The sequence below is a fragment of the Marispirochaeta aestuarii genome (assembly GCF_002087085.1).
Classification (GTDB): domain Bacteria; phylum Spirochaetota; class Spirochaetia; order JC444; family Marispirochaetaceae; genus Marispirochaeta; species Marispirochaeta aestuarii.
The window spans coordinates 164,388-191,205 of sequence record NZ_MWQY01000005.1 but is presented as its reverse complement, the minus strand read 5'-3'; the positions used below and the strand labels follow the sequence as shown (position 1 = coordinate 191,205).

The window sequence follows — 26,818 nt, the reverse complement described above, 5'->3', positions numbered from 1 at the left end:
GAAATTAAGATTATGATCTGTTATACTTTTTCCATGAGTGCAGAAAAAGTGACAGCTGTCTGTCTGGGGATACTGACAGTTATTATTGTTGGAGCAGTGCTTAAATTCGCCCAGGCCGCAATGGTTCCCCTGGCAATAGCGATTATTCTCTTTTTCGTTTTCACGCCACTGCTGTCCTTCATGGAAAAGCTTCGTATTCCGCGAATCATTTCCATAACAGTTGTCATCGTCATATTCTTCGGTTTTTTCTATCTTTTCGGTTTATTTATCTATGCTTCAATAAAGTCCTTTGTGGTACAGCTCCCAAAATACCAGGCCCGGTTTACCTCGCTTCTAATGGAGATATCGAAGGAGCTTTTCGAACGCTTCAATGTGAGCCCGACGGTTATTGCGGACATAAACTGGGGAAGGACCCTGCAGAACTCTCTTCTCTCTTTATCCGGATCGCTGATGGAACTGGTTGGAAATCTTATAATGATTACCCTCTTCCTGATATTCCTTCTCCTGGAACAGAACCGCTTTCAGGTCAAGGTTCGCAAGGCCTTTCATATATCCATGTCAGACCGGATATACCTGATCATGAAGCATATCAACGATCAGATCGGGCGTTATCTGTCGATAAAATTCATCATCAGCCTCGCAACGGGTATGCTGATTTATCTGAGCCTGATGCTGATTGGGCTGGATTTTCCGATTATCTGGGGCGCTCTGGCTTTTTTTCTCAATTTTATTCCCAATATCGGCTCCGCATTTATCGTTATCATTATAATAATCATGTCGTTCATTCAGTTTTATCCCGAAATGGAGCCTATTCTGGCCGTCTCTCTGTCGGTAATTGCTACCCAGGTCGCCCTTGGAAATATTCTGGATCCGCGCCTTCAGGGGCGGCGGCTCAACCTCAGCCCCTTTCTTATCCTGGTCAGCCTGCTGGTCTGGGGCTGGCTCTGGGGTGTGGTGGGAATGTTTCTGGCCGTCCCCATTATGGCGATAATCAAGATAGTCTGCGAGAACATACCGGCCCTGCGTCCCATAGCCATTTTGATGGGTTCCGGTCAGGACAGTCACAATCCGCCGAACACCTCGCAGGTGATGCTTGGCAGCCCGGAATCAAAAACAGGTACTTGAGAAAAGGGGGTGACCCGGGTATAGTGTGCCGGTATGGAGAAACGAATTGCTTTAACCGGTATAAAGCCGACAGGAACACCCCACATTGGAAACTACTTTGGTGCAATAAAGCCGGCACTGGAACTTGCCAGAGATTACGAAACCCGTTTTTTTATTGCCGATTATCATGCCCTGAACAGCGAACGCGATCCGCAGCGGCTCAAGGAACAGACTCATCAGGTTGCCGCGACGTGGCTGGCCTGCGGCCTGGATCCCGAAAAATCCCTGGTCTACAAGCAGTCAGCGGTACCGGAAACCTTTGAATTGACGACAATCCTCATGGCCTTTACCCCCAAGGGGCTCATGAACCGGGCCCATGCCTACAAGGCAGTGAGCGAAGAAAACCGTTCCGCCGGGAAAGACCCGGACAACGGAATCAACATGGGGCTCTATACTTATCCCGTACTGATGGCAGCGGATATCCTTCTTTTCAACTCCAACGTCGTTCCCGTTGGCAGGGACCAGAAACAGCACATAGAGATGACCGCAGATATTGCCCAGGCCATAAACAGGAATTACCGGGAAGAACTGCTTACCGTTCCCGAACCCCTTATCAACGAGTTGACCCAGATAATTCCCGGAATGGACGGAAGAAAAATGAGTAAAAGCTACAACAATACCATTCCTCTTTTTCTTCCCTCAAAACAGCTGCGCAAGCTGATTATGAAGATTGTTACCAACTCCCAGGGAATAGAAGAGCCGAAGAACCCTGAAAACTGCAATGTTTTTAATCTCTACCGGCTTTTTGCCACTGAACAGGAGCAGGACGCCCTGCGTCAACGCTACCTCGCCGGAGGCATGGGCTGGGGAGAGGCCAAACAGGCCCTGTATGAGTGCATGGAAAGGGAAATCGCTCCTTACCGTGAACGCTACGAAGAGTACATCAATAATACCGATCAGATTGACGCTATCCTCGCCCGGGGAGCAGAAAAAGCGAGGGAGATCGCAGCCGGTACCATATCCCGTCTACGGCGGGCAATCGGGATTGCCTAAGCGCCGGATTCTATGGCCGCGTCGAGGATTCCCCGGTGCCACTCAAGGAGGGTGACTTCAGTATCCTCTCTGTCCCCGGGAACATCGGCCATGAGCCTGAAAACCGGCTCTGTACCCGAGCCGCGCATCCATACAAAGGCTTTTGCCTGACCCTTATCGTTCAGGAATTCAACGCTGAAGCCTCCGCGGCCCTCTCCACTTCTGTTTCCCGGTCCTTCCCTGCGCTCTGTTCCTTCGTAATTGACGAAGCGGTACGCGCTGATTCCCAGGGAGTTCAGGATGTCCGGTCGTGCTCCCCACCTTTCGGTAAAAACCGACTCGTAACGGCTCTTCAGCAGGTTATGACTCCCTGCGGGCACCCGGTATTTTGCCCGGGCTTCTCCGGTGGGGGTGGTCTGATATTTCGGCAGAGATTCCAGAATATGAGACAGGGCCAGGGAACCGGAAACAGGAGGAGTATCTCCCCGCAGCTCAAACCAGAGGTGCCCGGGGGTTTTCCCATCGGCATCCTGTAGACGGAGGAGTTTTACCAGAGCCATGATGGTGTTAAGGGGATCCCTCACGGCAGAGGGATGGGTTATGGTTCCGCCGTTGGAGCCTTCCCCCAGTATGCGAACAGTAAATCCTTCATTCCTGAGCCGCCGTGCCAGGGAAACCACATTCGCTTCACCGACTTCCGCCCGGAAAAGTTTCGCCCCGAAGGATTCCGCTATCTCATTGATACGGAGCGAGCTGGGACCGTTTACCACCACAGCCTGCGGCGTATTCCCGCCTTTTCCGAACATTCTGGCGCAGGCCAGCTCGGAAAGACAGGTAAGGGCAAAGACCTCCTGGGCCTGCAGGATATGGCCGCGTCCACCATCGGGATCGATGTAGACAATATTCCCACGATCACCGTCGTTGTCGGGAACATACCCCAGCAGAAAGGCGGGATCCTCCCGCCAGGATTCCTGCAGGAGCATGCTGCATGGCTCGAGGGATTCTCCCTCCGGCAGGATGGCATGAAGGATTTCCCCGGGTCTGCTGTTATAAAGGCGGACCCGCAGACCCAGGTCTTCCATAAATTCCCGGTCGATGGAGACTCCCCGGGCGCTGCCGTTCAGCTCTCCCACGACTCCAAGGGGCATCTTTTTGAGGGATTCCTGCAGGGCAGATTTTTTATCCGGATATGTATCGAACACAACGCTGCCGGAAAACGCGGAATAGATCCGGGACGCCCTGTTCTGGGCGTCCGAGACCTGCTGAAAGAGGGCTTCCAGATTGCGCGAATCCGCTCCATCGGCTGATTCACGCAGTCTGTCGAGTTCCTCCGGGGAAGCGAGGATATCCTTAACTCGCTGGATAATCGGCGCCGCCTCGATTCCGGGAAGTACCCCGCCGTCCTGTCTGCCGAGTTTTACCCCGTTGTGACCGATGGGGTTATGGCTCGCGCTGATGTAACAGAATCCGCCGCACTCCCGCCTGTTTCGTGCTGCGGCCATTATTTCCGGGGCCGGAGTTATAAAGAGGTATTCGCAGGGAATCCCCAGGGCCAGAAAGACCCTTAAGAATATCTCGCAGATTGCAGGTCCCGTGGGACGTGCATCGCAGCCCACCAGAATTGTGGGTTTACCGCTGAAGGCGGAAAAATACTCCGCCGCGGCTCCTGCCATAGACAGGGCCGCCCAGAGCATCCGCTCCGCCGGTTCGCCGGAATCATCGTCTTCCGATGATGCAAAGACCCCGCGCCAACCCGAAGGGGAGAGGATAAGAGACAAATCCTCAGGACTGAAACCTTTCCCGGGAAGCTTTTCGCCGTATTTCAGTCTCTCCAGGGCACAGGAGTCACTGTCACCAACGAACAGACCGAAACGGGGATCCAGTATCTTCATTTTATCATGCCAGAGAGGATTTAATCCGTTCCATGGCCGCCAGCACCTTTTCCCGATCGTTAAAGGCACTTATGCGGATATAGCCTTCGCCGCAGCGTCCGAAACCGCTCCCCGGGGTAACGACCACCCCTGCCGACAGGAGCAGGTCGAAGAAATCCCAGGAATCCCTTCTGCCGTCTACCCATATGTAGGGGGAGTTCTCTCCGCCGATACAGGTAAATCCGAGGGCTTCCATGTTTTTCCGGATTATGGCGGCATTTCCGAGGTAGTAGTCCGAGAGTTCCCGTACCTGCTTTTTTCCTTCCGGAGAGTAGACCGCCTCGGCAGCCCGCTGAACGGGATAGGATACGCCGTTGAACTTGGTGGAATGTCTGCGGTTCCACATGGGCTGAAGATTGACAGCTTCTCCGTCGCTCGTGTAGGCCCGGCACTCCCGGGGAACGACGGTAAAGGCACAGCGGGTACCGGTAAAGCCCGCGGTTTTCGAGAAACTCCGGAACTCAACTGCCACTTCCCGTGCGCCGGGTATTTCATAGATTGACCTGGGGAGACTGTCGTCGCGGATAAAGGTTTCATAAGCCGCATCGAAAAGAATCAGGGCCTTGTTTTCCCTGGCATACTCGACCCACCGGGCCAGCTGATCATGGCTGGCGACCTGACCGGTGGGATTGTTGGGAAAACAGAGATAGATCAGGTCGACCTTCTCATTCAGGGGAGCGGGTATAAAGGCGTTTTCCGAGTTTGCTTCCAGGTAATGGAGGCCCTCGTAGCGCCCGTCCTTCCAGACCCCGCTGCGTCCGGCCATTACATTGGTATCGACGTAAACCGGATAGACCGGATCTGGTATGGCTACTCTGGAATTCGTGGAAAAGAGTTCCTGAAAGTTTCCTGTATCGCACTTGGCTCCGTCGGAAATGAAGATGTCCTCCGCCTCGATTCCAAGGTCCCTGAAATCGTTCCGGGCTATGGCCTCCCGCAGAAAGGAGTATCCCTGTTCCGGGCCGTATCCGCGAAAGCTCTTTTCATCCGCCATCTCCTCGACCCCTTTTTTAAAGGCATCGATACAGGCCGACGGCAGGGGTTTTGTCACATCACCGATGCCCAGCTTGATAAGGTCGACGTCCGGGTGCTGTTCCTGAAAATCCTTGATTTTGCGGGCGATGGTAACAAAAAGATATGAGGCTTGAAGCTTGCTATAATGCTCGTTTACTGTAATCATATTGTTTCCTGAAGTTGTTTGGATTCAGCCACAAGTATAGCGGACAATGATTTCAGTTTCAATCAGCATGCTGAAGGAGAGATATTTCCATGACAGGTATACTCGGTGCAATGCGCGAAGAAGTTGAAGCCCTCGTTGAAGCGTCAGGGGGCGACAGGAGAGAGAAGGGGAGCCTGACGGAGTACCATCTGGGACGGATTGAAGGAAAGGATGTAGTGATCGCCAAATCAGGGGTAGGAAAGGTCCTTTCCGCCCTCAGCGCTGCGGAACTGATCATGCGCTACAGACCGGAACGTCTGATTTTTGCCGGCATTGCCGGGGGCATAAAGGAGGGGCTGAATATCGGTGATCTTGTGGTCGGCACCGACTGCCTGCAGTACGACATGGATGTCAGAGGTCTCGGGTATCCCGTGGGGGCCATCCCGTTTACTCCCTACAGGGAGATTCCGGGAGACCCGGAGCTCCTGAGAATCATGGAGTCCTACCGGGGAGAGGATTATGCTGTCCACTTCGGACGGGTCCTCACGGGTGACACCTTCGTGACCGACAGGGACTCGCCCCTGAGGCAGAAACTCTTCAGTGAACTGGATGGCGCTGTTGTGGAAATGGAAGGCGCTTCCGTTGCCCTTACAGCCAGGGTCTACAATGTACCGGTTCTTGTGCTTCGCTTTGTTTCCGACGCAGCGGACGGCAGGGCTCCCAAAAATTTTCAGGAGTTCCTTGCCGTCGCGTCAACTCACCTGGTCGGTGTTCTTTCCCATCTCCTCAGGCGAATTCCCTGAAAGATGGGAAAGGCCCTATTCTGTTCCGGGCAGGTGTTTTCCCTTTCGTTCCCTGACGATGGTGGTGATCACCGAAATCAGGGCGAGAAGAAGGAGCACCGCAGAAATGGGGCGTACGAAAAAGACCGAGTAATCCCCGTAGGACATCACCAGAGACTTGCGGAAGTTTTCCTCCACCATGGGACCGAGGATCAGGGCCAGTACGATCGGGCCCAGGGGGACATTTATCTTGCGTACAAGATAACCGAAGATTCCCAGGAGCAGCATCAGAAAGATGTCGAAAATGTTGTTCTGCATGGCAAAGGAACCGACTATCGCCAGGACCATGATGATCGGGATCAGGGACCTTTTGGAAATCATAATCAGTTTTGAGAGAAATCCTGCCATCATCAGGCCGAAGATGCCGAAAAATACATTCGCCGCAATAAAGCCGATAAATAGGGCGTTTACGATATCCAGGTGATCCCTGAAAAGCAGGGGACCCGGCCGCAGTCCCTGAACCATCAGGGCGCCGATAATGATGGCTGTAACCGAGTCTCCGGGAACTCCAAGGCTCAGGGTCGGAATAAGCGCTCCGCCGGTGGATGCGTTGTTTCCCGTTTCCGCCGCGGCGACACCTTCGATCTCTCCGGTACCGAAGGTTTCCGGATGTTTGGAGCTTCTCTGGGCTTCGTTGTAGCAGACGAAGGAGGCGATATCGCCGCCTGCTCCGGGCAGTGCCCCTACGAAGGTCCCGATAACCGTACTCTTCAGCATGGTCCGCATAACCCGTTTTATATCGGAAAAACTCGGAATAAGTTTCTTCAGGTTGACTTCTTCCTTTATCGGTTCAATGAGCCGTTCAAACTGCGTTATGGCCTCGGAAACGGCAAAGAGCCCGATCAGGGCGGGTATGAAGGGAACTCCTCCCATAAGGTTGACGGTGCCGAAGGTGTATCGGGTGTATCCCTGAATAGGATCCATACCGATGGTGGCTATTATAAGACCGATACACCCGCTCAGGAGTCCTTTTGCAAGGGAACCGCTGGATATACTGCCGATGATCGTTATTCCCAGTACCGCCAGGGCAAAATATTCCGGTGCGCTGAAGGCAAGGGCGAACCTCGAAAGAAGGGGAGCCAGGGTTACCAGAAAAATCGCGCTTCCTATACCGCCGAAAACCGATGCAAAGGTCGCCATGCCGATTGCCCGTCCGGCCTCGCCCTTGTTAAACAGAGGAGTTCCGTCCAGAATTGTAGCAGCCGCCGAGGGGGTTCCCGGTGTGTTTATCAGAATGGCTGCCACAGAACCGCCGTATATGGCTCCTGCGTAGAGTCCAAGGAGCATCAAAAGCCCCGGAACCGGTTCCATTCCAAAGGAAAAGGGGACAAGAATGGCAACCCCCATGGTGGCGGTCAGCCCGGGGAGTGCTCCCACGACAATACCGCCTATTACACCGGAAAAGAGCATCAGCAAAGGAAGGGGCTGTAAGAGTAGTTCCAGACCGCTTAGTATAGCTTCCATATTTTCCTCACTCTCCGCTCACAGGTCAGTTGTAGAAGAGACCCGTAGGCAGGGGGATTTTCAACATACGCTGAAAAATGACATAGATTAAGACAGTGGTAAGAACGGAAAGCAGCAATATCCTGGGTATTTTGCCGGCGCCGATAACCCACATCAGGAATCCGAGATACACCGGTGTAAGGATAAGGAACCCGGCATATTGAAGAAGGAACGGATAAATCAAGGTTGCCAGTATCAGCAGTACAACCCGCCGTACACCATTGTCCTCCGTATAAAAAAGAGTCCCCGTGCTTTCTGTTTCTGTCTCCTTTCTTGTTATTCCCTGAAAAATTACAATAAAGGAGAGAACGATAATGAGGACACTGAGTACCCTGGGATAAAAGGCCATACCTACATCATGGCCTCTGGCGCCAGGGAAATCGCCTGCCAGAATGAAAAACAGGAGGGCGAACAGGATGGCAGCTCCTCCAAATACTATTTCAGCTTTCTTGAACACTGTACTGCTCCCTCTTTTCTGTTTGAGCTGGTGTCATTATAGGGCATTTCTAAAATCTGCTCTTTTCCACATATTCTGCTTCGTCAAGATTTTCCACGGCCCCCGACTCTTGTTATCACAAGGGTTTCCGGGGGCTAACAAATCCTGCATCCTTGACTATGGAAAAAATACCACGTTTTTAGAATTTCCCATACAATAAAATCCCGGCACCTATGTGCCGGGATTCAGTTTTTAGAAAAACCTAAAGATCGAAGGCGGAAACAATCTCGCCGAAGGTGTCGTAACTTTCGGCAATCATTTTTTTGAAATCCTCGCCGTTCCGATAAACCATACCAAGCCCCACGTTATTCATGGTCTTTTTGAAGTTTTCGGATTCATAAGCCTTTTTGAAGGCGTCGTGGAGAATGTCGATGATTTCCTGGGGAGTACCCTTGGGAGCCTGAACACCCCGCCATACAGTCGTCTGTACGTCGTAGCCGAGTTCCGCCATGGTGGGGACATCGGGGAAGTTGGGGTGGCGTTCATTGCCGGAAACCGCCAGCATCTTCAGCTGTCCGGCCTCTACCTGGGCTGCTACTTCGGGAGGACTGCAGCTTACAAAGTCGATATGACCGCCGAGAAGCTCGGTAACTGCAGGAGCTGCTCCCTGGGAAGGAACAAAGGTAAACTCGGTTCCGCTTTTCTGGGAGAGATCGAGCAGGGCGATATGCCAGATACCGGCATAACCGGTACCGCTGCACTGCAGTTCGCCGGGATGTGCCCTGGCGTAATCCAGAAACTCTTCCAGGGTGTCCCATTCGGAGTCAGCGGGAACAGTAATTGCCGCAGGATCAGAGTTAACCTGAATGATGGGAGCCATCTCTTCATGGCTGTAGGGAACTTCCTGAATATGGGGCTGAATAATCAGCTCTACCGTTGTGAGACCGATAAGGTATCCATCGGGTTTTGCCTGAGAAACAGCACTGTGGCCGACAGCTCCGCCGCCGCCTGTCCGGTTTTCCACAACGATGGTGGTTCCGAGGAAGGGTTCTGCCTCTTTTGCGAGCACCCGGGCTACAGCGTCAGTTCCGCCACCCGCTGCCCATGGAACAACCATATGGATCGGTTTAGTCGGGTAGTCGATCTTCTTGGCTTCTCCCTGTCCTTCGGCAAACACCACCAGGGAGAGCCCGAGGATCAGTAACACCGCTAAAAATTTTTTCATTCATGTACCTCCTAAGTACGAATACGTGACATTCAAGCCTATCATGGGTCTGATGTCATGTCAATTTAAACCATCCTGACCGGATGGGGATTCCCTTTTCCTGCGAGAACGGAGAGAACATTGTCTATCGCCATGTTCACCATATTGAAACTGGCTTCAACGGTGGCGGCCCCGATGTGGGGTAATACAATAAAACGCTCATCCTTCAGCATTCTGGAAGCTGTGGGCGGTTCAAACTCAAAGGCATCGACTCCCGCGCCGGCAACCCTTCCGCTGACTACGGCGTCGAAGAGGGCATCCTCATCGACCACTCCTCCGCGGGCCGCGTTGATCAGATATACACCTTTTTTCATCCTTGCAAGGCTGTCCTTGTCAATCAGGTGCCGTGTTTCAGGAAGCAGGGGCAGATGCAGCGTAATGTAGTCGGATGTTTCGATGATCTCATCCACGGACGTGTACCGCACTCCGTACTCACCTTCAGCTTTTCTGTCCACAAAGACATCGTAGACAAGAATATCCCCTGTAAAGGGCTTCAGATATTTTGCGACCCTGCGTCCGATATTACCGAATCCCAGGATGCCCACCCGTTTGCCGGCAAGTTCAAATCCTACTTCCGTGGTCCACCTGCCTTCCCTGAGTCTGTCACAGAGATTCTGAGTGTTCCGGGACATGGTAATCATCAGTCCGATCACGAGTTCCGCTACGGCATTACTGTTGGAACCCGGACAGTTGGCTATTTCTACGCCGTGACTTTCGGCGGCTGCAAGATCGATGTTGTCAGTACCTACACCGTATTTCGAGACGACCTTCAGATTTTTTGCCCCCTTCAGCAGATCGTCATTGACCTTTTCCAGGCTTACAATGAACCCGGCGGCATTTTTTATCTTCTCTTTGAGCTTTGCGTCTTCAAGGGGGGTATCGCTGAAAACAGCATTCAATTTGAAACCTGCGGAGGAAATCCTTTTTTCCATATGATCATACAGGATGTCCCGTAAATTTGTTGCCATGGTAACCAGAATTTCCTGCTGCTCCGCCATATTCGAAATCTCCTTGCGATGTACCTTCGAATCTACTACCATGAATCCTAGGGGGCTGAATAGACATTGTCAAATATTTTAATGATTTTTTTGAACCCCAGATCTTTTTATTTGACATGATATCAGACCTATGATACGGTAAATTGTGTACGATTCACAGTAACCTAAGGAGGTTTTGTATGCGAAAATTGTTAGTTGTTCTACTGGTCGCCCTCTTCTCCCTCTCTCTCTTTGCCGCCGGCGAAGGAGAAGCTGCGGACACCAGCAAGGCCCAGTACACCATCAAGTATGCCACCGGAGATCCGCCTGATGTACTGACCGCTTCCGCCCATGCGGATGCCGTAATGTTCAAGAATTACGTTGAAGCCCGGTCCGGCGGACGGATCAAGGTAGAGATCTATCCCGCCAACGAACTTGGTTCCGAACGGGAACAGCTGGAAGGCGTTCAGCTCGGCAGTATTCAGATGTGTAACGTAAGTGAAGGAACCGTAGGTATCTTCTTCCCGGAGATTCTGGCTCTTTCCGTTCCCTATGCATTCCGCACCTACACTGAAGCCTGGGCAGTTGCCGACAGCCCCTACATGAAGAACCTGATGGGCAAAATGGTGAAGGATACCGGTATCCGCAATCTGGACGTTAACCAGAACGGTTTCCGTAACTTCTCCAACAACGTACGCCCCGTTCGTACTCCCGCTGACATGAAGGGTCTCAAGATCCGGACCATGGAACACCGCGGACACATGGCAATGGTCAATGAACTCGGCGCCAACGCAGTACCCATCGCCTGGGGCGAGCTCTACAGCGCTCTGCAGCAGAAGGTTGTAGACGGACAGGAGAATCCCCCGAGCCTCGTACAGGCCATGAAGTTCTATGAAGTACAGAAGTACTACACCCTGGACGGACACATCTACAGTATCGACTTCACCTTCATCAACAACAAATTCTACAACAGTCTGCCCGCAGATCTGCGTCAGATCGTTTACGAAGGCGCTGATATCTCCGGTACCATTCACAAGTCTCTGGAAACCTATGTTTCCAACGTAACCGCCGTTGGCGCTCTGATCGAAGAGGGTATGGAAGTTTATACCCCCTCTGCCGAAGAGATCGCTCAGTTCCAGCAGGCGACCCAGGGCCCGGTTATGGAGTGGATCAAGAACGAAATCGACCCCAAGTGGGTTAATGACTTCATGAAAACCATCGACACCGTCAAGAAAGGCCTCGTAGCTCCTTCTGGAACAGAACCCGGAAACGGTTTTGTAATCCAGCAGTAGTCTTTTACACAAAGTTCAAACATCAATGGATGCCCCGCGAAAACGGGGCATCCTTCATTATTCTAATTTTACGTGAGTGGGTATATATGGTTAAATCATTGCTTGCAGGATTAGACAAATTCAGTGAGCTGTATCAGAAGATCATGAGACCTGTGCTGGTCTTTTTTTACAGCATACTGACTGTCATCATTCTATACGCGGTTTTTATGCGCTACGTCCTGAATTCCGCTCCCTCATGGTCCGAAGAGATGTCCAGGTACATCATGGTCTGGACAGCCCTCCTTTCCATGGCCATCGCTCTCAGGGAGGGACGCCACATAGGCCTTTCATCGCTGGTTGAAAGGGTGTGGGGTAAATACACCCCCGTCGCATTTTTTATTGCCGATGTGTTCATGTTCGCTTTCTTTGCCACCATAAGCTATACAGGCTTCAAGATGGCAATTTTTGTTGTCAATCAGCGTTCGCCGAGCATGAACTGGCCGATGTGGATTCCCTATCTCTCAATTCCAGTGGGAGGAGTTTTTCTTTCTCTGGAATCTTTTATTCTCATGTTGCGCAAACTGGTCCGGTCTTAATGCAAACCGGGGTGGTCGTACATTCTTATAGCTTTAGGATCGGAGGTCATTGTTAAATGGGACTCTTTTTAGCAGTATTAACATTTGTTTTCACCCTCTTCGTGGGTGTTCCCGTCGGGGTGTCTCTCGGCCTCATGGGACTCGTGGGGGTCGCTTTCATGGGAACGGTGCCCATGGAAGTAGTCGCCCAGCGCATATTTACCGGACTTGATTCCTTTCCGCTGATGTGTATTCCCTTCTTTATCCTGGCGGGGGACCTGATGAACAGCGGCAGGATCACCGAACGCCTGATCAAGTTCGCGGATATGCTTGTCGGAAGAATGAGGGGTGCTCTCGCCCACGCAAATATCATAGCCAGCATGTTCTTCGGCGGTATAACCGGTTCGGCAGCAGCTGACGTTTCGGCCCTTGGGTCCATGCTCATCCCGGCCATGGAGAAAGACGGTTATACCCCTGATTTCAGTGCGGCGGTAACCGCATCGTCATCCCTGCAGGGGCCGATCATTCCTCCAAGTATCCTGGCGGTAATCTACGGGGCCACCATGGGGCAGTCCATCGGAGCCCTCTTTGCTGCCGGTATCCCCCTGGGTGTCCTCTTCGGTTTATCCGACATGGCGGTGGTTATCTTTCTTGCGAAGAAACTGAACTTCCCCAAGAAAGTGCTGAACCTTACCACAAAGGAGAAACTTTCCATAATCGGACAGGCCATAGTGGCCCTCATAATGCCGCTGATTATCCTTGGAGGAATCCTGAGCGGCGTCTTTACACCCACCGAAGCAGCGGGCGTCGCTGTAGGTTATGCCTTCTTTATATCCCTGTACGTTCTCAAGACTGTCAAGTACCGGGACCTTCCGAAGATAATCCTTAACTCTGCATTGAGCACGGGTTCGGTTTTCCTGCTCCTGGCAGCGGCGAACCTCTTCTCCTGGGTTCTCAGTACCTACCAGGTTCCGGCCATGATTACCCGCACGATTCTTTCCATAAGCGAAAGTCCCGTGGTAATTATTCTGCTCATCGACCTTATCCTCCTTTTAGTCGGTACGGTAATGGACCCCGGCGCTGCAATCATCATGCTTGCACCGGCACTTGCACCTCTGGCAGCTCAGGCGGGCCTGCATGAAATCCAGTTCGGTATGCTGATGATTACCGCCCTCGCCCTGGGGCTGATTACACCTCCCGTGGGTTTGTGCCTGTTCATCAGTGCGGATATCGCAAAAATCAGTATGGAACGGGTGGCAAAGGCGGTGTTTCCCTTCTTTGTTATCCACCTTCTGGTTATCGGAATGATATCCTTTATGCCGGACCTGGTACTTTTTGCTCCGAAGGTTTTCGGTTACTTGTAAGATACAGCATTTTTGGTTATTAATTGATACCACATATGATCTCAGTAGAAGAATTAACGAAAAACTACGGCCCGGTAAGGGCCGTAGATAATGCAAGCTTCAGCGTCCAGGCAGGGGAGACAGTCGGTTTCCTCGGTCCCAACGGCGCTGGGAAAACCACAACCATGCGGATTATGACCGGTCTGTTTACGCCGAGTTCAGGGGACATCAAGGTGGATGGATATTCCATTCTCAGTAATCCCCTGGAGGTAAAGCAGCGTATCGGCTATCTGCCGGAAAGTGCTCCGGTTTATCTGGATATGACCGTAGAGGGATACCTTCGTTTCGTCTGTGAAATAAAAAAGGTTCCTCCCCGGCAGCGATCAGAGCAGATCGACAAGGTCGTTGCAGAATGCGGCCTGGAATCTGTCAGAACCCGGACGGCACGAAAACTGTCGAAGGGTTATCGACAGCGTCTCGGTCTTGCCCAGGCCCTTGTGGGGGATCCTCCCGTTATCATTCTCGATGAACCGACTGTCGGTCTCGATCCGACCCAGACCTTCGAGTTCCGTAAACTCATTCAGGGTCTGAAGGGAAACCGCACCGTCATTCTCAGCAGCCACATCCTGCCGGAGGTCAGTATGATCTGTGACAGGGTTGTGATCATTTCAAAGGGAAAAATCCTGGCCCAGGACTCACCTGAAGCCCTGGCTCAGCGGCTTCAGTCCCACTCGGAGTTCCTCCTCACCGTCGACGGACCTGAACAGGAGATTACCGCTGACCTCGAATCCCTTCAGGGAATACGGGACATAAGAACAGTGCATCATCCGGTCTCCGGCGGAGTACAGTTCCGCGTGGTCGCGGATCTGGAAAACGATCCCCGGGATCGGATGGTCCGAAAGATCCTGGAAAAGAATCACCGCCTTCTGGAGTTGTCGGTGGTGACTGCGGGTCTGGAAGATGTATTCCTGAACCTTGTTACAGAGGAGGGCGGCGCTGTATGAACGGTTTTCTGGCAATTACAAAGCGCGAACTCAAATCCTATTTCAGCTCACCCGTTGTCTATGTCTACATAGCCATGTTCACCCTGGTTTGCGGGTATTTTTTCTATCGTAATTTTATCTATTTTTCCATGCTGAGCATGCAGGGATCCTACGGTTCCTCCGGATCCATGGTCCTCAATATTACCGAAGCGGTCTTTGCCCCCGTGCATTCAAATTACCTCTTTGTCATGCTGATCCTGGTACCCCTGATTACCATGAGGGTTTTTTCCGAGGAAAAAAAGACCGGAACCCTTGAGCTCCTCATCAGCTTTCCGGTGCGATATATGGACGTGGTCCTGGCGAAGGTTTTTTCCGCCTTTGCCGTACTGGCCATCACCCTGGGGCTCACGCTTCTGTTTCCTCTGGTTGTATCGTTTTTCGGACGGATCGAGATAATTCCGGTACTGACCTCGTACCTGGGACTCTTCTTTGTCGGACTTGCGTTTATTTCCATAGGTACCTTCTTTTCCTCCCTCACGGAAAACCAGATAATCGCAGCGGTGTTGTCCTTCGGAATAATCCTGCTCCTGTGGGCAATTGAATGGACCGCCTCGTTTGTTCCCGGCGTTTTCGGAAGAGTCCTTTCAGAGATGTCCGTCTATAACCACTTTCGTGACTTTAATCGCGGAGTAATCAACTCCAATGATGCGATTTTCTTTCTGAACATTACAGTTTTCTTCGCCGGATTAACCCTGATAAATCTGCAGCGACGTACATGGAAGAGTTGAATTATGGCGACTAAACGTTCTTTTGATTATTCTTTACTGGTTATTCCCCTTCTATTATTGGCGATTCTGGTCATTGTCCAGGTCCTTTCGTATCGCTTTACCCTGCGCTCAGATCTGACTGATCGAAAGCTTTACAGTCTGTCGGAGAAGAGCCTCAATGTGCTCAGGGAGCTTGACGGCTCCCCCCTGAAGGCAACGGCCTTTTTTCTGACCGATGACTACAACCGGGAAAGCACCCGGGACCTCCTGGATCAGTACCGACAGAGTTATACCGGCTTCGAGTTCGAGCTGGTCGATCCGTCCAAGAATCCCCGTCTTGTTGAAAAATACGAGGTCGGCAGTAACGGTACCATTGTACTGGAGTATCAGGGACGGGAAACCAAGGTGGTAAGTCAGGAAGAAGAATCCATCACCAACGCAATACACCGTCTTGCCGTTGACTCCACAAGCGTTCTCTACTTTTTATCCGGTCACGGTGAGAAGACTCCGGAAGAAGGTTTCAGAGAACTCGCAGGCGCACTTCAGGACGAGCACTACGAGACACGGGAACTTCTTCTGCTGAGGGAAGACAGCATACCCGATGATGCAGACGCTATTGTCATAGCCGGACTTCGGGAGGCCCTCTCGGACCACGAAATCGGACTGATTACAGAATATTTTGAAACCGGGGGAAACATACTTTTCATGGCCGATCCCTACAGGCGTACAGGTCTTGAGGAGTACCTCGCAGAAAACGGGATCCTTCTGGGAATCGACACGATCGTGGACGAGAGAAGCCAGGTGATGGGCGGGGATTATCTGTTCCCCATCGTCTCCGACTACGGTCGTCACAGTATAACCGAATCCATTGATCTGATTACCTTTTTTCCCATAGCCCGCTCGATTACTGTGGCCGAAGAAAAACCGGAAGGGACGGAAATAAGTGTTCTTGCAAGGACCGGCGCCGATACCTGGGCAGAGATGGATTATGAGGCCCTGGGAGAGGGCCAGACGCGCTTTGACCCGGAGCTTGATGTACCCGGACCCCTGACCCTCGGTGTAGCCCTGAGCAGGGAGGATTCCGACGGGAAAGGCGGCGGCAGAATGGTCATCTACGGAGATTCGGATTTTGCGGACGACGATTACATTGATGTCTCCGGAAATAAAGACCTCATCATGAATACCTTTGCCTGGTTGACCAGCGATCCGAGTCTTATTGGCATCAGGTCCAGGGATCCAAGCCACACCCCCATAATTCTTACGGAGGGACAAACCCGGGCCGTCTTCTGGCTGCTTATTGTTCTGCTTCCCGCCATGGCGCTGATCGCCGGAGCAGGTGTATGGCTGGTATCCCGATGGAAAAAATAAAGCCTGTACTGATCTTGAGCGCTATATTTGCGCTTTTGCTGATTCTCCTCCTTGTTACCGGTGGCGCGGACGGGGAGGAGGAGCGCAGGGTCGATCCCCTCGTTACCATGGAGGCGGATTCAATCAGTACGCTGAGTATCGAAACCGCAGATCGACCGGCTCTGAAGTTCTCCAGAACAGAGGACGGGTGGGTCATGGAAGAGCCCCTCTACAGCCTGGCCTCGGCCGAAACCATGCAGTCCGTTATCGAAACCGTGGACAAACTGGTGGGCGTCCCCATGGAGATTGACACAAGTCTGCCTCTTGAAGAGTTCGGTCTCGAAGGCAGCGAAGTTATCAGCGTTACGGTGTCGTCCCGGGACGGTCAGACAGAGAGCTTCTCCCTGGGAAGACAGATTCCCCTGGATGTGGGGTATGTATATACCTACGTACCGTCCAGCGGCAATTACTATAAAGCCTATAGAGACGCCAGAGAAGTATTTACCCTTCCCCTGGAAGAGTACCGGGACAGGACAGTTCTGGACCTTTCCATCAGTAGTATCGAGAAAATCAGACTGAGCGGTGCTTTAACCGGAAATACGAGTCCCGTAATCGTAGAAAAACAGCCCCCCTGGTGGGAGCTTAGCTCCCCGAAAGCGGCACCCGGCAACAACGGAGAAGTCAGGAAACTGCTTGAGGGGATTCTCTCTCTTCGGGCCAGCGATTTTCCCGATTCCCGGGAAGCTGCGCTACAGGCAGAGCCCCAACTCAGAGTTGAGTTTACCATCAGCGACGGCAGCACAGAGGCCGTATCCTTTTTCGACTCCTACGGAGAGGACCTTCAGTATATTACAACCGACCGCATACCCTACGCCCTGGGTATTCCCCGGGGGCTAGTGAGCAATCTGCCCATCAGCTATGATCAGCTCCGTTCAAGGGCAGTCCTGAGGTTTGACCCCGATGCTATTCAGGAAATTATTATCAGCACAGAGTCCGGGGACATCGGGCTGAAAAAAGAGCAAAGCGGCTGGTACCTTTCGAATGAACAGGACATTCCTGCGGATGATGCAGCTGTCAGGCAGCTTATCAATCTGCTTACCCTGACTGATGTTGAAGAGCTTCCGGCAGACCTTGATGTACAGAAGAACAATACAGCAATACAGCTGCAGGTAACTCTTACAGAGGATGATGGAACTCAGCACTGGGTAGAACTCGGCAAAAAAGCTGTGAAAGGCGAAGTTCTTCCCGGGTTTTCCTCCTTCAGGAACAGACCTTTTGCGGTTTCCGCTGATTTTCTCGAGGGTTTTCAGATCGATGCGGATTACTTCGAAGACCGGCACCTGCTCTCCTTTGAATCCCGAACTGTCGGTTCCTTAGAGATTCTGGGGAAGAACGAAACCATAATCCTTGAAAAATCCGGTTCCGACTGGCTGCTCACGGAACCTGAGCGCAGCGCCGCAGATTCGCCGAAGTCATGGGGCCTTGTTTTTGCCCTGGAAAAACTGGTTTACACCCGGAAGCTCTCAGCAGATGAATCCGCCACAAGAGGCCTTTCTTCTGAAAAACCGGATTACCGCATAAAAGTGCGTGACTCCGAGGGGAAGAACCAGGGCAGCCTTGATGTGTGGATCGATGAAGGCGGGGGAATGGTATATGCCTCGTCCGATGCCCGGGACGGACTCTTCGTTATCGATTCTGAGATTCTGGAGAGGATACCGGAAGATTATACCGAGCTGATCTATCGCAGATAGCCGAAGTAAAAACAAATAATCCATTATGCATTTCAGTGCATTCTTTCAAGGAGATTCAGGCAATGAAGGACAAGCTTTTTTCCGTGGACGGGAAGGTAACCCTTGTTTCCGGTGCCAGCCGCGGCATCGGCTTCGAGCTGGCAAAAGGATTCGCGCAACGAGGGGCAAAGGTGATTATCACCGGTCGGAAAGGGGATACCCTCAAGGAAGCCGCGGACAAAATAACCGGGGAAACAGGAGCCCGGGCGGATACCTATGTGTGCGATGTGGCCAATGTTGAAAACATACGGGAAACTGTAGCTGCAATAAAAGAAAAATATGGCAGAATTGATATTCTCCTGAATGTGGCCGGATTGACAATCAGAAAGCCGGCGGAAGATTACACTCCGGATGAGTTCGATTATGTCACGAATGTCGACATCCGCGGTGCCTTTTTCATGGCCCAGGAGGTCGGCAAGGTGATGATAGCCCAGAAGAGCGGGTCCCAGGTTCACGTGGAGTCCTACAACACCTTTGCGCCCCTGACCAGGGTAATGCCCTATGTGATCAGCAAATTCGGGATGCACGGAATGATCAAAGCCCTTGCATCGGAATGGGGTGAATACGGGATACGGGTAAACGGAATCGGGCCCGGTTTCATCCTTACCGATTTCAACCGCTCCCTCTGGTCACAACCGGTCATGAAGGACTGGGCCATGGAACATACTCCTTTACGGCGGTTCGGCGAGGTGGAAGATATGATTGGAACCGTGGTGTTCCTCGCTTCCGAGGCCTCTTCCTTCATTACCGGACAGACTGTTTACATCGACGGCGGATTATCCGCCTGCACCCCATGGCCTATCGACAAGGCCTCGACCTGATAAAAAAGGGCTGCCGGGAGATTTCTCTCGGGCAGCCCCTTTTTTTCATAGGTCTGTTTTACCAGTGTCGCTTCATCCAATCCATGCAGCGTTGTGAAGCCTCTGTTCCGGAGGGCTGGGGCAGCACTTCAAGGGATACGGGGCGGTCATAGCCCATCTCCTTCAGCTTGACAGCTATCCGGTCGAAATCGACATTCCCTGCGCCGGGATGACGGCGATTACTGTCGGATACATGAAAATGCCCGATTTTTCCTGCGCACTTGTCAAAGGCCTCGCCGTACATATCCTTGTCTTCCAGATACATATGGTGGGAGTCCAGCAGGAGTTCAAGATTCTCGAATCCCGGGCGGTCCATAAACTCGAGACACTCGTCCACCGTATTCAGCAGGTTCGTCATGTAGTAAGCGATCGGTTCCAGTGTAAGGATAACCTGTTTCTCATCCGCATATTTCTGAACCGGGAGAATTTCCTCTGCGAATCGTTCCAGATATGTCTGTCTCGATCCATAATCCGGCGCGGTGCCCCGGCAAAGACCCATGAACACCGATGCTTTCAACTTCCGGGCCAGGTCGATATGCTCTTTGAAGCGCTCTGCGGTTTTCCGGCGTACCCCTGCATCTTCGGAGGTAAAGCACAGCTTGTTCAGGGAATATTCAAGGCCGGTTCCTACCGCGCATATTTTGATTCCAAGCTCCTTTTCCGCCTCAAGCAGTGCATCGACATCCAGGCTTCCGGGGTTGCGTATATGTATCTCCACCCCCGTGAATCCGAGATCCTTTGCTGAGCGCATACCATTCACTATGCCGTCCTGAAACAGAACGGGAGCACTGTCTCCGAGTTTTTCCTCGGAGACGGCAAGACTCAAATACGGAATACCCATTACTACAGCGTAAGGAGCTTCTGCCAGCCCGTCAGATCGAATCCCTGCAGGGTCATTACAGTCCCTCCGTGGAAATCGAACTCACCGACAGGAATTGCACCGGGTTCTAATGCCAGAGTAAACTCAGGCAGTGCCTTTGCAACCCTGTCCAGGGCAGCCTGATCAACCGGGTCATCAATGAAGTTGCCCCGTTTTATCTCTCCCTTGCCTTCGGCCTCCAGAAGGGCTTTCTGAACCTTGGGATGGATGGTCATGACAACATCACTGCCAACCATCTGTTCAACCTGGCGGGGGCTTCTGAAAGCTGCAGGCATGAGTTTCTGATTGAACCCCCGTTTTACGTTCTCCTGGTAGCAGCGTTTGGTGACAGCCAGTGCTGCACATTCAAGATCATAGAAGGAGAGCCCGGTTCCGCGAATTTCGTTCAGCGCAGTTAGATAGTCCTGAAGCCGCCCCATAACCAGGGCAGCCGTGGAGGGTGCAGGTTTGATTCCCGCCTTTTCAGCCCGGGCCCGTCCACGATCATGGGCCTCGCCAACAGCGATAAACTGGGAAACCGTCAGGCAGACTGTCGGCGTTGTGGGAATACCAAGAGCCGCCAGCTCCTCCAGGGTCCAGATTCCGGCAGTGGTGCAGGGTATCTTGACCATGACGTTGTCGCCGAAGGAGCGAAGTTTCTTTCCCATCTCCAGCATGGCGTCCTTGTCTCTACCCAGGGCAGGCTGAACCTGCGCCCTCACATATCCGAACTGTTCGTCCTTCCAGGGACCCTTATCCTTGAGTATAGAACCGATGGTTCGCACTACCACGCCAATCATTTCGACAGCCCGGTCATTGCACTTCGCCGATTCATCGAGATTTTTGTACTCTTTTTCAAAGTCCCCGGGACGGGTACTCAGGGTTTCAAAGGAGAGGGGCGGATTTGTGGTGCAGCCGACGGCACCGTCTTCGAGGGCGGATTGAAGATCCGACAGTATTGCAGAGTCATTACACCACTGGGTAGGGGTGTTGTCTGCCATCCATTTAAGATAGGGATTATTTGCCATAAAAACTCCTGAAAATAAAAGTATTTATTCTTATACGGGGCTCAGCCCATGTAAATGCCGCCATTAATATCCAGACAGATACCGGTAATCATCTTTGCAGAATCAGAAGCCAGAAAGTAGACCGCCCGGGCAATATCCTCCGGCTCCACCAGGCTATGCAGGGGTACCTGCCTGAGAATAGCCTCGGTATCTTCGCTGGAGAACTGTCTTGCCATATCGGTGTTGGTTGTTCCGGGGGCTATACAGTTCACTGTAACCTTGTCCGGTGCAGCCATGCGTGCCAGGGTTTTTGTCAGTCCTATAATACCTGCTTTTGAAACAGAGTAGGAGACCCCCGTCTTGACCCCTCCGGTTCTTCCCGCAGAAGAAGCAATATTGATAATTCTTCCTGATTTGTTCTTTGACATAAAGGGTAAAACAGCCTGACTCAGAAGGAAGGCCCCCTTAAGGTTTATACCCATCACCCTGTCCCAGACCTCCTCGGTGGTCTCGGAAAAGGAGTGGAGATCAAGAATACCGGCACAGTTGACCAGTACATCGACCCCTCCGTACTGATTTGCCGCTTTTTCTACAGCACTGCGGACATTCTCGGTGTTGGTAATGTCGACGGCAGAAAAATCGACCTTCCTGCCGGCGGCTTTTTCTTCCCGGCAGAACCCTTCGCCCTTTTCCCTGTCTACATCGAAGACTACTACCTGGTCTCCCGCAGCGGCGAACACCCTGGCTGTCTCTTTTCCTATTCCCTTGGATGCTCCGCTGATAATTACTGTTCGAGGCATATATAACTCCATATATTATGAAAAAAAGCTTGCTTGATGTCTGCTATCAGACTAATATGGATAATGTTGAATGTCAATATTTGTTTCTTGCAAAATAAGATTACATATAGTAATAGTAGTAGGATTATCGCGACAAACCAGGATTGTATTTTATGATGAAAAAAAATGGTCTTGAACCAATTGCCAAGGAGCCTTTAAAAAAGGCTCTGATGAAACAGCTTACCCGGTATATCTGGAACGATCTTGAGGACGGTGATAAATTACCAACCGAAAAGGAACTTTCCGACCAGCTGCAGGTTGGGAGAAGCTCAATACGGGAAGCCCTTCGATCTATCGAAGCCATGGGACTCCTGGAGGTTCACCGGGGCTCGGGCTACTACGTAACAAAGAAAGCAGGAAACCTTATACGGGGACCCATCGAACTTGTACTGTCCCACGACACTCAACCCCTGTTTGAAATAATCGAGGCCAGAACCATATTCGAGTCAGCCCTGGTGGATAAAATTATTCAAAGAATTACTGATGAAGAAATCCGCGAAGCGGAGGCGGCGGTGCAGGAACTCAAGGAGAACGTCGATAATCCGGAAAAGGCTCTGGCGGCGGATCACCTGTTCCACAAAATTCTGTACGAATCGGTTCATAATACGGTCATCTACCATATTCATGATCTTGTCAGTCAGATCATCAAGAATATTCCCGGCAGTTATCTGCAGTCCAGAGATTATACCCAGGACACCTACTATTTTCACGACAAGATGCTTACAGCCCTGAAAAACCGCGACAGAGACGGCCTGTATGAGGCAATAAACGAACATAATACGTGGATCTACAAGGTCTTCAAACTCGACACGGCCGAGGATGCCGCAGATTGACTTTTTTCCCGGGGAAAACTATACTCTACAGCTGTATTCGGACACTGATATCTGGATAAAGCCCCGGGAACGGGATACTTCAAATAAGGAAACAAGGCAAGAGGAGCGATTATGTCTAAGGCTAATAGAGGAAGCGGTATTCGTGACAAGGTAAAAAGCGGTAGGGGTACCTGCCCTCTGTGTAAGCGGACCGGAATCAAGGTAACCAGCGAAGTCGAACTTAAAGAGAAAAAATATATGGTCTGCAAACAGTGCAAGGCGGCTCTGGCTCATGATAAGCTTCAGGACGCTGTAGCGGCTCTCTGATTTTCAACCCGTCAAAACTGCGGCATCCTGATTTTCGGGATGCTGTTTTTTTATCCTGAAATGATGCAAACCCATACAATCCTGAGTATATACCTCTGTCTTCTTTCTGCTGAGTTTCTTTTTTCTGTATTTCTTGAATTCCTGAATCTCCGAAATCTACGCATGGCGGAAAGCTCCGGCCCTGAAAAAGGACCCTTACCGGAAGGGCAGAATCCGGAAGCCCTGTCTCAGGCCCTCGTATATACGAAAGATCGCACACGCTTCGCAATCTCGACCCTGACCTTGGATTTCCTTCTGATCCTTCTTCTGGTTTTCCTGAAAATCCCCGGGAAAATCGAATCCATCTTCATCGGCATCAGCGGAAACCTGTATCTGAGGGGTATTGGAACACTGTTCGGAACGGCCCTCGTTTTTTCTATTCCCGCCACGGTAGTCAGCGCCTGTTCACATTTTATCATCGAAGAACGGCACGGTTTCAACAGGATGACGGCGGGGATTTTTTTGCAGGATATCCTGAAAGGCCTTCTCCTCTCTGCTGTCCTGGGATTGCCCCTCGCTCTGTCCCTGATCTGGCTGGTGCAGAATCTTGGTTCAGCCTGGTGGGTTTACAGTTTTCTTCTTGTCGCCTTTTTTCAGCTGCTGATCGCATTTCTCTTTCCCGTGCTTATCGCACCCCTTTTTTTCCGTTTCAGCCCGCTGGAGGAAGGGCCCTTGAAGGAACGTTTACAGACCATGGCGGAAAAAACGGGCTTTACCTTCAGATCTATCCAGGTCATTGACGGGAGCCGACGAAGTGCCCACTCCAATGCCTTCTTTACCGGATTTGGTTCCTCAAAACGTATAGCCCTGTTCGATACCCTTATGGATAGCCTCTCGGACGAACAGATCGAAGCCGTAGTTGCCCATGAGCTGGGACATGCCAGACTGGGCCATACGCTGCGACAGCTTCTCGGTTCAGTTTTTTTTCTGTTCTGCACCTTCTTACTGTTTGCCTGCCTGCTGAACTGGAATGAACTCTTTATGACTTTTGGTTTTCAAAGCTCATCGGTTCACGCCCTGCTGGTGATTGCACTCTTTTTCAGCTCACCCCTTACGTTCTGGTTGTCTCCTGTTATTTCCGTGTTTTCCCGCCGCAGAGAGTATGCCGCTGATGCCTTTGCCCAGAAGTACTGCGGAGATTATCATCCCCTGGCGGAAGGATTGATGAAGCTGCACTGGAACAATAAATCGAACCCCGTTCCCCATCGGCTGTACAGTTTTTTTCACTACAGCCATCCCACGATAACCGAACGGATTGCAGCGATGCGTAATCGCCGGGCCAGGGAAGAGTAAAGTAACTAGGGAAGACTGAGTCCTTCAGAAAGGTCCCGGAACTGAGCTGTTATACGACCGCTTTTGTCGATCCGTACAGAGGGTCCGTTTATCCGGACAGGGATATCCCGCCGATACAGTATTTTTCCGCCACAGACTCCCAGGGAAGCGACAAGAGAGTCCTCCGCATAGGGCATCTCTTCCATTCCGTTAAACAGGAAGTTCCCCAGGGAGTAATAGATGACTCCTCCCTTGTACGACTCGGCCCCCTGAAGTACGTGCGGGTGGGATCCGAACACAATGTCAGCTCCGGCATCGATGATGGATCTGTAGCGGCTCCGCTGTTCGTCATCGGGAACGCGCTGCCACTCATGACCTCCATGCACCATGACAATATCTATTCCCTCATCATCGGAAAATCCGGATATTGCCGACAGCGCCTCTTTACCGTACCAGAGTATTCCGGCACGGTCGGCTGTAACCCGGGCCTCGCTTTCGCCGTTAAATCCGTTTCTCTCCCGCGGATAGGCACCAACGGAGAGAATGCGGACTGTCAGGCCCCGCAGGGTAAAAAGCGCCGGCTCAAGGGCTTCCTCAGGGGATTCCGCCGCGCCGGAAGTTCTGATCCCATACTCCTCCAGATACTCAAGGGTATCGAGAAAGCCTTCCTCACCGTAGTCATAACAGTGATTGTTGGTAAGGGAAAGGTAATCAAATCCAGCCTGACCTAAAGGCGCCAGAACCTCGGGACGAAACCGGAAGTTATAACTCTTGGGAGTTTTGCTGCCCCTGCGGGTTACAGCTCCCTCCAGGTTACCCATGAGGAGATCAAAAGCGGACAGCTGGGGCAGAAGGTCTGAAAAAGTCTTCTCCTTCCCGTCGGGTCGATTGATGAGCATATCCTCTATACCCCGCTGGAGCATCATGTCCCCAACGGCTCCAAGCCAGACGATTGCGGGGGAAGTATCCGGTCCGGCGGCTCCAAGGTACTCGGTTAAAGCTTTTTCGATTCTATCGCTGAGGACAGGATCAGGGGGATTATTCCAGTCAAGAACAAGATGCCTCCATTTTACGAGAGGATATTCCCTGTCCGCCGGACTGAGTCCCTTTACCATGACGCCCCTTCCCGCATATTCCCAACTGGAAAGCGGAACAAGAGGAAGCCCCTCCTTGTGAATTTCATCAGGATTCATCGATTCCCGGTAATCATTTCTGTCCTTCAGGGGTACAAGGTATTCTTTGGAGAGGGAGAATCTCGGCTGTTCGGAGCCGACAGTCTCCCGCACCGACAACCGAAGATCGGGGTATGAAGGGCTGTTGTTTCTGTGAAAAACAAAGCCCTCCGGAAGGGTAAACAGTTCCGGATCAATTTCCGTTCCGTCAAAGGATACTGTCACCGGGTCGTCTCCCAGACAGGAAAACAGGGTACCAAGAAATATGAGCAAAAAAGGAACTGCTTTAATCATGGCTATGGAGTATAGTATAAACAGTATGAAAATTGGAACAGGAAGATGGTATGCTCCACGCTACAGCGGTCGAAAGGTTCCTCTGTACAGAATAAAGCATATTGCCGGAAACGAAATAATCATGGAAATCTGGGAGTTCGACAAAAAAACACGTAAGATTACGCCGGTGGACACCTATGTTCCGGTGGATACTGATTTTTTTGAGAATAAGAGTCAGGCAGAGAGTATTCTTCCCATCGAAGGAGAGTTCAAAGAAGAACTCAATCTTCCCGACCTGGGAGAACTCGAACAATGACGCCCGCTCTGCAAGGCCTGAAGAAAACAGGTGTCATCTTCACAATCCGGGAATACGACCATGATCCCCGGGCTTCCGCCTTTGGTCCGGAGGCCGCAGAAAAACTGAAGGTCGAACCCGGCAGGGTTTTCAAAACCCTGGTTCTCCGATCCGCCGGAGGGGAATACTCCTCCTGGATGCTCCCGGTGGACCGGCAGCTCGATCTGAAAAAAGCCGCCAGGCTCGCGGGGGAAAAAAAGATGGAACTTGCCGATCCGGGTGAAGCGGAACGGGTAACAGGATATATTCTGGGAGGAATAAGCCCTCTTGGACAAAAACGAAGGATTCCGGTTTTTGTCGATTCCCGGGCACTCGACTATGAAACCATACTTTTCAGCGGAGGAAAACGGGGACTCCAGATAGAAATGTCGCCCCTGGATTTCATCAAAATCAGCAACGCCGAAGCCTCCGGATCTTTTTCGTAACATGCCGTTTTTTGTGGAATCTATTGACACGTTTTTTTCTCTATGGTATGTTGCTGCCTGCCTGGGGAGGTTCCCGAGCGGTCAAAGGGGGCAGACTGTAAATCTGTTGGCTCAGCCTTCGAAGGTTCGAATCCTTCTCTCCCCATCAGCCTGAAAGGCTCTCTTGACGATCAAGAGAGCCTTTTTTATTTTTTGCGTTAAATGGTATATCCTTTAGATGTGGCTAGTATCCCGGTAAAAAAGGACGATTAATA

Annotated in this window: 26 protein-coding genes and 1 tRNA gene; 17 read left to right on the top strand and 10 right to left on the bottom strand. The window is 51.7% G+C overall.

The features are described from left to right. Window positions 1–48: 48 nt before the first annotated feature. A complete protein-coding gene (locus tag B4O97_RS06120; RefSeq protein ID WP_158084182.1) occupies window positions 49–1,125 on the top strand; it encodes an AI-2E family transporter in 1,077 nt (358 codons plus the stop codon). Window positions 1,126–1,158: 33 nt separating this feature from the next. Continuing rightward, entirely contained in the window at window positions 1,159–2,157 is a 999-nt protein-coding gene (locus tag B4O97_RS06115; protein WP_083049216.1) for a tryptophan--tRNA ligase, read from the top strand. Here the strand turns inward: B4O97_RS06115 and B4O97_RS06110 are convergent. Both B4O97_RS06110 and B4O97_RS06105 read right to left on the bottom strand, forming a co-directional pair. Continuing rightward, window positions 2,154–4,028 carry a phosphohexomutase domain-containing protein gene (locus tag B4O97_RS06110; protein WP_083049210.1) on the bottom strand — a complete coding sequence of 625 codons (1,875 nt, stop codon included), beginning with the start codon at window positions 4,026–4,028 and terminating at the stop codon, window positions 2,154–2,156. The genes B4O97_RS06115 and B4O97_RS06110 overlap by 4 nt on opposite strands. Before the next feature lie 4 nt (window positions 4,029–4,032). Next, window positions 4,033–5,247: an LL-diaminopimelate aminotransferase gene (locus tag B4O97_RS06105; protein WP_083049209.1), complete on the bottom strand. Its 1,215-nt coding sequence runs from the start codon at window positions 5,245–5,247 to the stop codon at window positions 4,033–4,035. 89 nt (window positions 5,248–5,336) lie between these two features. On the opposite strand from B4O97_RS06105, the gene B4O97_RS06100 reads away from it, so the two are divergent. Further along, the gene (locus B4O97_RS06100) at window positions 5,337–6,029 is read left to right on the top strand and encodes a 5'-methylthioadenosine/adenosylhomocysteine nucleosidase (RefSeq protein ID WP_083049207.1); all 693 of its coding nucleotides are present in this window, start codon (window positions 5,337–5,339) and stop codon (window positions 6,027–6,029) included. A gap of 15 nt (window positions 6,030–6,044) precedes the next feature. Here B4O97_RS06100 and B4O97_RS06095 read toward each other — a convergent pair whose 3' ends face one another. The 4 genes from B4O97_RS06095 to B4O97_RS06080 all read right to left on the bottom strand — a co-directional run bounded on the left by B4O97_RS06095 (window position 6,045) and on the right by B4O97_RS06080 (window position 10,269). Continuing rightward, a complete protein-coding gene (locus B4O97_RS06095) occupies window positions 6,045–7,532 on the bottom strand; it encodes a tripartite tricarboxylate transporter permease (RefSeq protein ID WP_083049205.1) in 1,488 nt (495 codons plus the stop codon). A 25-nt stretch (window positions 7,533–7,557) separates the two neighbouring features. After that, entirely contained in the window at window positions 7,558–8,028 is a 471-nt protein-coding gene (locus B4O97_RS06090) for a tripartite tricarboxylate transporter TctB family protein (protein ID WP_083049204.1), read from the bottom strand. Between the two features lie 241 nt (window positions 8,029–8,269). Then, the gene (locus B4O97_RS06085) at window positions 8,270–9,232 is read right to left on the bottom strand and encodes a tripartite tricarboxylate transporter substrate binding protein (protein ID WP_083049202.1); all 963 of its coding nucleotides are present in this window, start codon (window positions 9,230–9,232) and stop codon (window positions 8,270–8,272) included. A 65-nt stretch (window positions 9,233–9,297) separates the two neighbouring features. Next, complete coding sequence (locus B4O97_RS06080; protein WP_158084181.1) at window positions 9,298–10,269, bottom strand: phosphoglycerate dehydrogenase; 972 nt, start codon at window positions 10,267–10,269, stop codon at window positions 9,298–9,300. A gap of 179 nt (window positions 10,270–10,448) precedes the next feature. Between B4O97_RS06080 and B4O97_RS06075 the strand changes: the two genes are divergently transcribed. The 8 genes from B4O97_RS06075 (at window position 10,449) to B4O97_RS06040 (ending at window position 19,145) form a co-directional block, all read left to right on the top strand. Next, complete coding sequence (locus tag B4O97_RS06075) at window positions 10,449–11,540, top strand: DctP family TRAP transporter solute-binding subunit (RefSeq protein ID WP_083049198.1); 1,092 nt, start codon at window positions 10,449–10,451, stop codon at window positions 11,538–11,540. Between the two features lie 86 nt (window positions 11,541–11,626). Continuing rightward, window positions 11,627–12,115, top strand: coding sequence for a TRAP transporter small permease (locus tag B4O97_RS06070; RefSeq protein WP_158084180.1), 489 nt, complete (start codon window positions 11,627–11,629; stop codon window positions 12,113–12,115). A gap of 56 nt (window positions 12,116–12,171) precedes the next feature. Further along, on the top strand, window positions 12,172–13,458 hold the full coding sequence (locus B4O97_RS06065) for a TRAP transporter large permease (RefSeq protein ID WP_083049195.1): 1,287 nt from the start codon (window positions 12,172–12,174) through the stop codon (window positions 13,456–13,458). A 35-nt stretch (window positions 13,459–13,493) separates the two neighbouring features. Next, the gene (locus tag B4O97_RS06060) at window positions 13,494–14,441 is read left to right on the top strand and encodes an ABC transporter ATP-binding protein (RefSeq protein WP_083049193.1); all 948 of its coding nucleotides are present in this window, start codon (window positions 13,494–13,496) and stop codon (window positions 14,439–14,441) included. Beyond that, window positions 14,438–15,208, top strand: coding sequence for an ABC transporter permease (locus B4O97_RS06055; protein ID WP_083049192.1), 771 nt, complete (start codon window positions 14,438–14,440; stop codon window positions 15,206–15,208). The genes B4O97_RS06060 and B4O97_RS06055 overlap by 4 nt, the downstream gene beginning before the upstream one ends. A 3-nt stretch (window positions 15,209–15,211) precedes the next feature. Further along, window positions 15,212–16,555 carry a GldG family protein gene (locus B4O97_RS06050; protein ID WP_083049190.1) on the top strand — a complete coding sequence of 448 codons (1,344 nt, stop codon included), beginning with the start codon at window positions 15,212–15,214 and terminating at the stop codon, window positions 16,553–16,555. Beyond that, a complete protein-coding gene (locus B4O97_RS06045; RefSeq protein ID WP_083049189.1) occupies window positions 16,528–18,285 on the top strand; it encodes a DUF4340 domain-containing protein in 1,758 nt (585 codons plus the stop codon). The genes B4O97_RS06050 and B4O97_RS06045 overlap by 28 nt, the downstream gene beginning before the upstream one ends. Before the next feature lie 62 nt (window positions 18,286–18,347). Continuing rightward, the gene (locus B4O97_RS06040; protein WP_083049187.1) at window positions 18,348–19,145 is read left to right on the top strand and encodes an SDR family NAD(P)-dependent oxidoreductase; all 798 of its coding nucleotides are present in this window, start codon (window positions 18,348–18,350) and stop codon (window positions 19,143–19,145) included. A 58-nt stretch (window positions 19,146–19,203) separates the two neighbouring features. Here B4O97_RS06040 and B4O97_RS06035 read toward each other — a convergent pair whose 3' ends face one another. The 3 genes from B4O97_RS06035 to B4O97_RS06025 are packed head-to-tail and all read right to left on the bottom strand — an operon-like array spanning window position 19,204 to window position 21,850. Then, on the bottom strand, window positions 19,204–20,025 hold the full coding sequence (locus B4O97_RS06035) for a sugar phosphate isomerase/epimerase family protein (protein ID WP_083049186.1): 822 nt from the start codon (window positions 20,023–20,025) through the stop codon (window positions 19,204–19,206). Between the two features lie 2 nt (window positions 20,026–20,027). After that, on the bottom strand, window positions 20,028–21,071 hold the full coding sequence (locus B4O97_RS06030) for a transaldolase family protein (protein WP_083049184.1): 1,044 nt from the start codon (window positions 21,069–21,071) through the stop codon (window positions 20,028–20,030). A gap of 41 nt (window positions 21,072–21,112) precedes the next feature. Next, window positions 21,113–21,850 carry an SDR family NAD(P)-dependent oxidoreductase gene (locus tag B4O97_RS06025; protein WP_158084179.1) on the bottom strand — a complete coding sequence of 246 codons (738 nt, stop codon included), beginning with the start codon at window positions 21,848–21,850 and terminating at the stop codon, window positions 21,113–21,115. Window positions 21,851–22,002: 152 nt separating this feature from the next. Here B4O97_RS06025 and B4O97_RS06020 point away from each other — a divergent pair, with 152 nt between their 5' ends. From B4O97_RS06020 to B4O97_RS06010, 3 genes are all read left to right on the top strand, one after another. Continuing rightward, the gene (locus B4O97_RS06020) at window positions 22,003–22,722 is read left to right on the top strand and encodes a FadR/GntR family transcriptional regulator (protein WP_083049180.1); all 720 of its coding nucleotides are present in this window, start codon (window positions 22,003–22,005) and stop codon (window positions 22,720–22,722) included. A gap of 111 nt (window positions 22,723–22,833) precedes the next feature. Further along, the gene (locus B4O97_RS06015; RefSeq protein WP_083049179.1) at window positions 22,834–23,028 is read left to right on the top strand and encodes a hypothetical protein; all 195 of its coding nucleotides are present in this window, start codon (window positions 22,834–22,836) and stop codon (window positions 23,026–23,028) included. Window positions 23,029–23,190: 162 nt separating this feature from the next. Next, entirely contained in the window at window positions 23,191–24,360 is a 1,170-nt protein-coding gene (locus tag B4O97_RS06010) for a M48 family metallopeptidase (RefSeq protein WP_158084178.1), read from the top strand. A 5-nt stretch (window positions 24,361–24,365) separates the two neighbouring features. Here the strand turns inward: B4O97_RS06010 and B4O97_RS06005 are convergent, their stop codons facing one another. Then, a complete protein-coding gene (locus tag B4O97_RS06005) occupies window positions 24,366–25,736 on the bottom strand; it encodes a CapA family protein (RefSeq protein ID WP_158084177.1) in 1,371 nt (456 codons plus the stop codon). A gap of 94 nt (window positions 25,737–25,830) precedes the next feature. On the opposite strand from B4O97_RS06005, the gene B4O97_RS06000 reads away from it, so the two are divergent. The 3 genes from B4O97_RS06000 (at window position 25,831) to B4O97_RS05990 (ending at window position 26,709) form a co-directional block, all read left to right on the top strand. After that, the gene (locus B4O97_RS06000) at window positions 25,831–26,100 is read left to right on the top strand and encodes a hypothetical protein (protein ID WP_143305565.1); all 270 of its coding nucleotides are present in this window, start codon (window positions 25,831–25,833) and stop codon (window positions 26,098–26,100) included. Beyond that, a complete protein-coding gene (gene ybaK, locus B4O97_RS05995) occupies window positions 26,097–26,564 on the top strand; it encodes a Cys-tRNA(Pro) deacylase (RefSeq protein WP_083049172.1) in 468 nt (155 codons plus the stop codon). The genes B4O97_RS06000 and ybaK overlap by 4 nt, the downstream gene beginning before the upstream one ends. Window positions 26,565–26,627: 63 nt before the next feature. After that, a tRNA-Tyr gene (locus B4O97_RS05990) sits at window positions 26,628–26,709 on the top strand. Window positions 26,710–26,818 lie beyond the last annotated feature (109 nt).

Bases quoted from the DNA above. Each gene is read 5' to 3' on its own strand.
- B4O97_RS06030 (WP_083049184.1), bottom strand. From the start codon at position 21,071: ATGGCAAATAATCCCTATCTTAAATGGATGGCAGACAACACCCCTACC.
- B4O97_RS06035 (WP_083049186.1), bottom strand. From the start codon at position 20,025: ATGGGTATTCCGTATTTGAGTCTTGCCGTCTCCGAGGAAAAACTCGGA.
- B4O97_RS06020 (WP_083049180.1), top strand. From the start codon at position 22,003: ATGATGAAAAAAAATGGTCTTGAACCAATTGCCAAGGAGCCTTTAAAA.
- B4O97_RS06105 (WP_083049209.1), bottom strand. From the start codon at position 5,247: ATGATTACAGTAAACGAGCATTATAGCAAGCTTCAAGCCTCATATCTT.
- B4O97_RS06115 (WP_083049216.1), top strand. From the start codon at position 1,159: ATGGAGAAACGAATTGCTTTAACCGGTATAAAGCCGACAGGAACACCC.
- B4O97_RS06075 (WP_083049198.1), top strand. From the start codon at position 10,449: ATGCGAAAATTGTTAGTTGTTCTACTGGTCGCCCTCTTCTCCCTCTCT.
- B4O97_RS06055 (WP_083049192.1), top strand. From the start codon at position 14,438: ATGAACGGTTTTCTGGCAATTACAAAGCGCGAACTCAAATCCTATTTC.
- B4O97_RS06025 (WP_158084179.1), bottom strand. From the start codon at position 21,850: ATGCCTCGAACAGTAATTATCAGCGGAGCATCCAAGGGAATAGGAAAA.
- B4O97_RS06060 (WP_083049193.1), top strand. From the start codon at position 13,494: ATGATCTCAGTAGAAGAATTAACGAAAAACTACGGCCCGGTAAGGGCC.
- B4O97_RS06085 (WP_083049202.1), bottom strand. From the start codon at position 9,232: ATGAAAAAATTTTTAGCGGTGTTACTGATCCTCGGGCTCTCCCTGGTG.
- B4O97_RS06100 (WP_083049207.1), top strand. From the start codon at position 5,337: ATGACAGGTATACTCGGTGCAATGCGCGAAGAAGTTGAAGCCCTCGTT.
- B4O97_RS06095 (WP_083049205.1), bottom strand. From the start codon at position 7,532: ATGGAAGCTATACTAAGCGGTCTGGAACTACTCTTACAGCCCCTTCCT.
- B4O97_RS06045 (WP_083049189.1), top strand. From the start codon at position 16,528: ATGGCTGGTATCCCGATGGAAAAAATAAAGCCTGTACTGATCTTGAGC.
- B4O97_RS06015 (WP_083049179.1), top strand. From the start codon at position 22,834: ATGTCTAAGGCTAATAGAGGAAGCGGTATTCGTGACAAGGTAAAAAGC.
- B4O97_RS06110 (WP_083049210.1), bottom strand. From the start codon at position 4,028: ATGAAGATACTGGATCCCCGTTTCGGTCTGTTCGTTGGTGACAGTGAC.
- B4O97_RS06080 (WP_158084181.1), bottom strand. From the start codon at position 10,269: ATGGCGGAGCAGCAGGAAATTCTGGTTACCATGGCAACAAATTTACGG.
- B4O97_RS06070 (WP_158084180.1), top strand. From the start codon at position 11,627: ATGGTTAAATCATTGCTTGCAGGATTAGACAAATTCAGTGAGCTGTAT.
- B4O97_RS06065 (WP_083049195.1), top strand. From the start codon at position 12,172: ATGGGACTCTTTTTAGCAGTATTAACATTTGTTTTCACCCTCTTCGTG.
- B4O97_RS06000 (WP_143305565.1), top strand. From the start codon at position 25,831: ATGAAAATTGGAACAGGAAGATGGTATGCTCCACGCTACAGCGGTCGA.
- B4O97_RS06040 (WP_083049187.1), top strand. From the start codon at position 18,348: ATGAAGGACAAGCTTTTTTCCGTGGACGGGAAGGTAACCCTTGTTTCC.
- B4O97_RS06050 (WP_083049190.1), top strand. From the start codon at position 15,212: ATGGCGACTAAACGTTCTTTTGATTATTCTTTACTGGTTATTCCCCTT.
- ybaK (WP_083049172.1), top strand. From the start codon at position 26,097: ATGACGCCCGCTCTGCAAGGCCTGAAGAAAACAGGTGTCATCTTCACA.
- B4O97_RS06010 (WP_158084178.1), top strand. From the start codon at position 23,191: ATGGCGGAAAGCTCCGGCCCTGAAAAAGGACCCTTACCGGAAGGGCAG.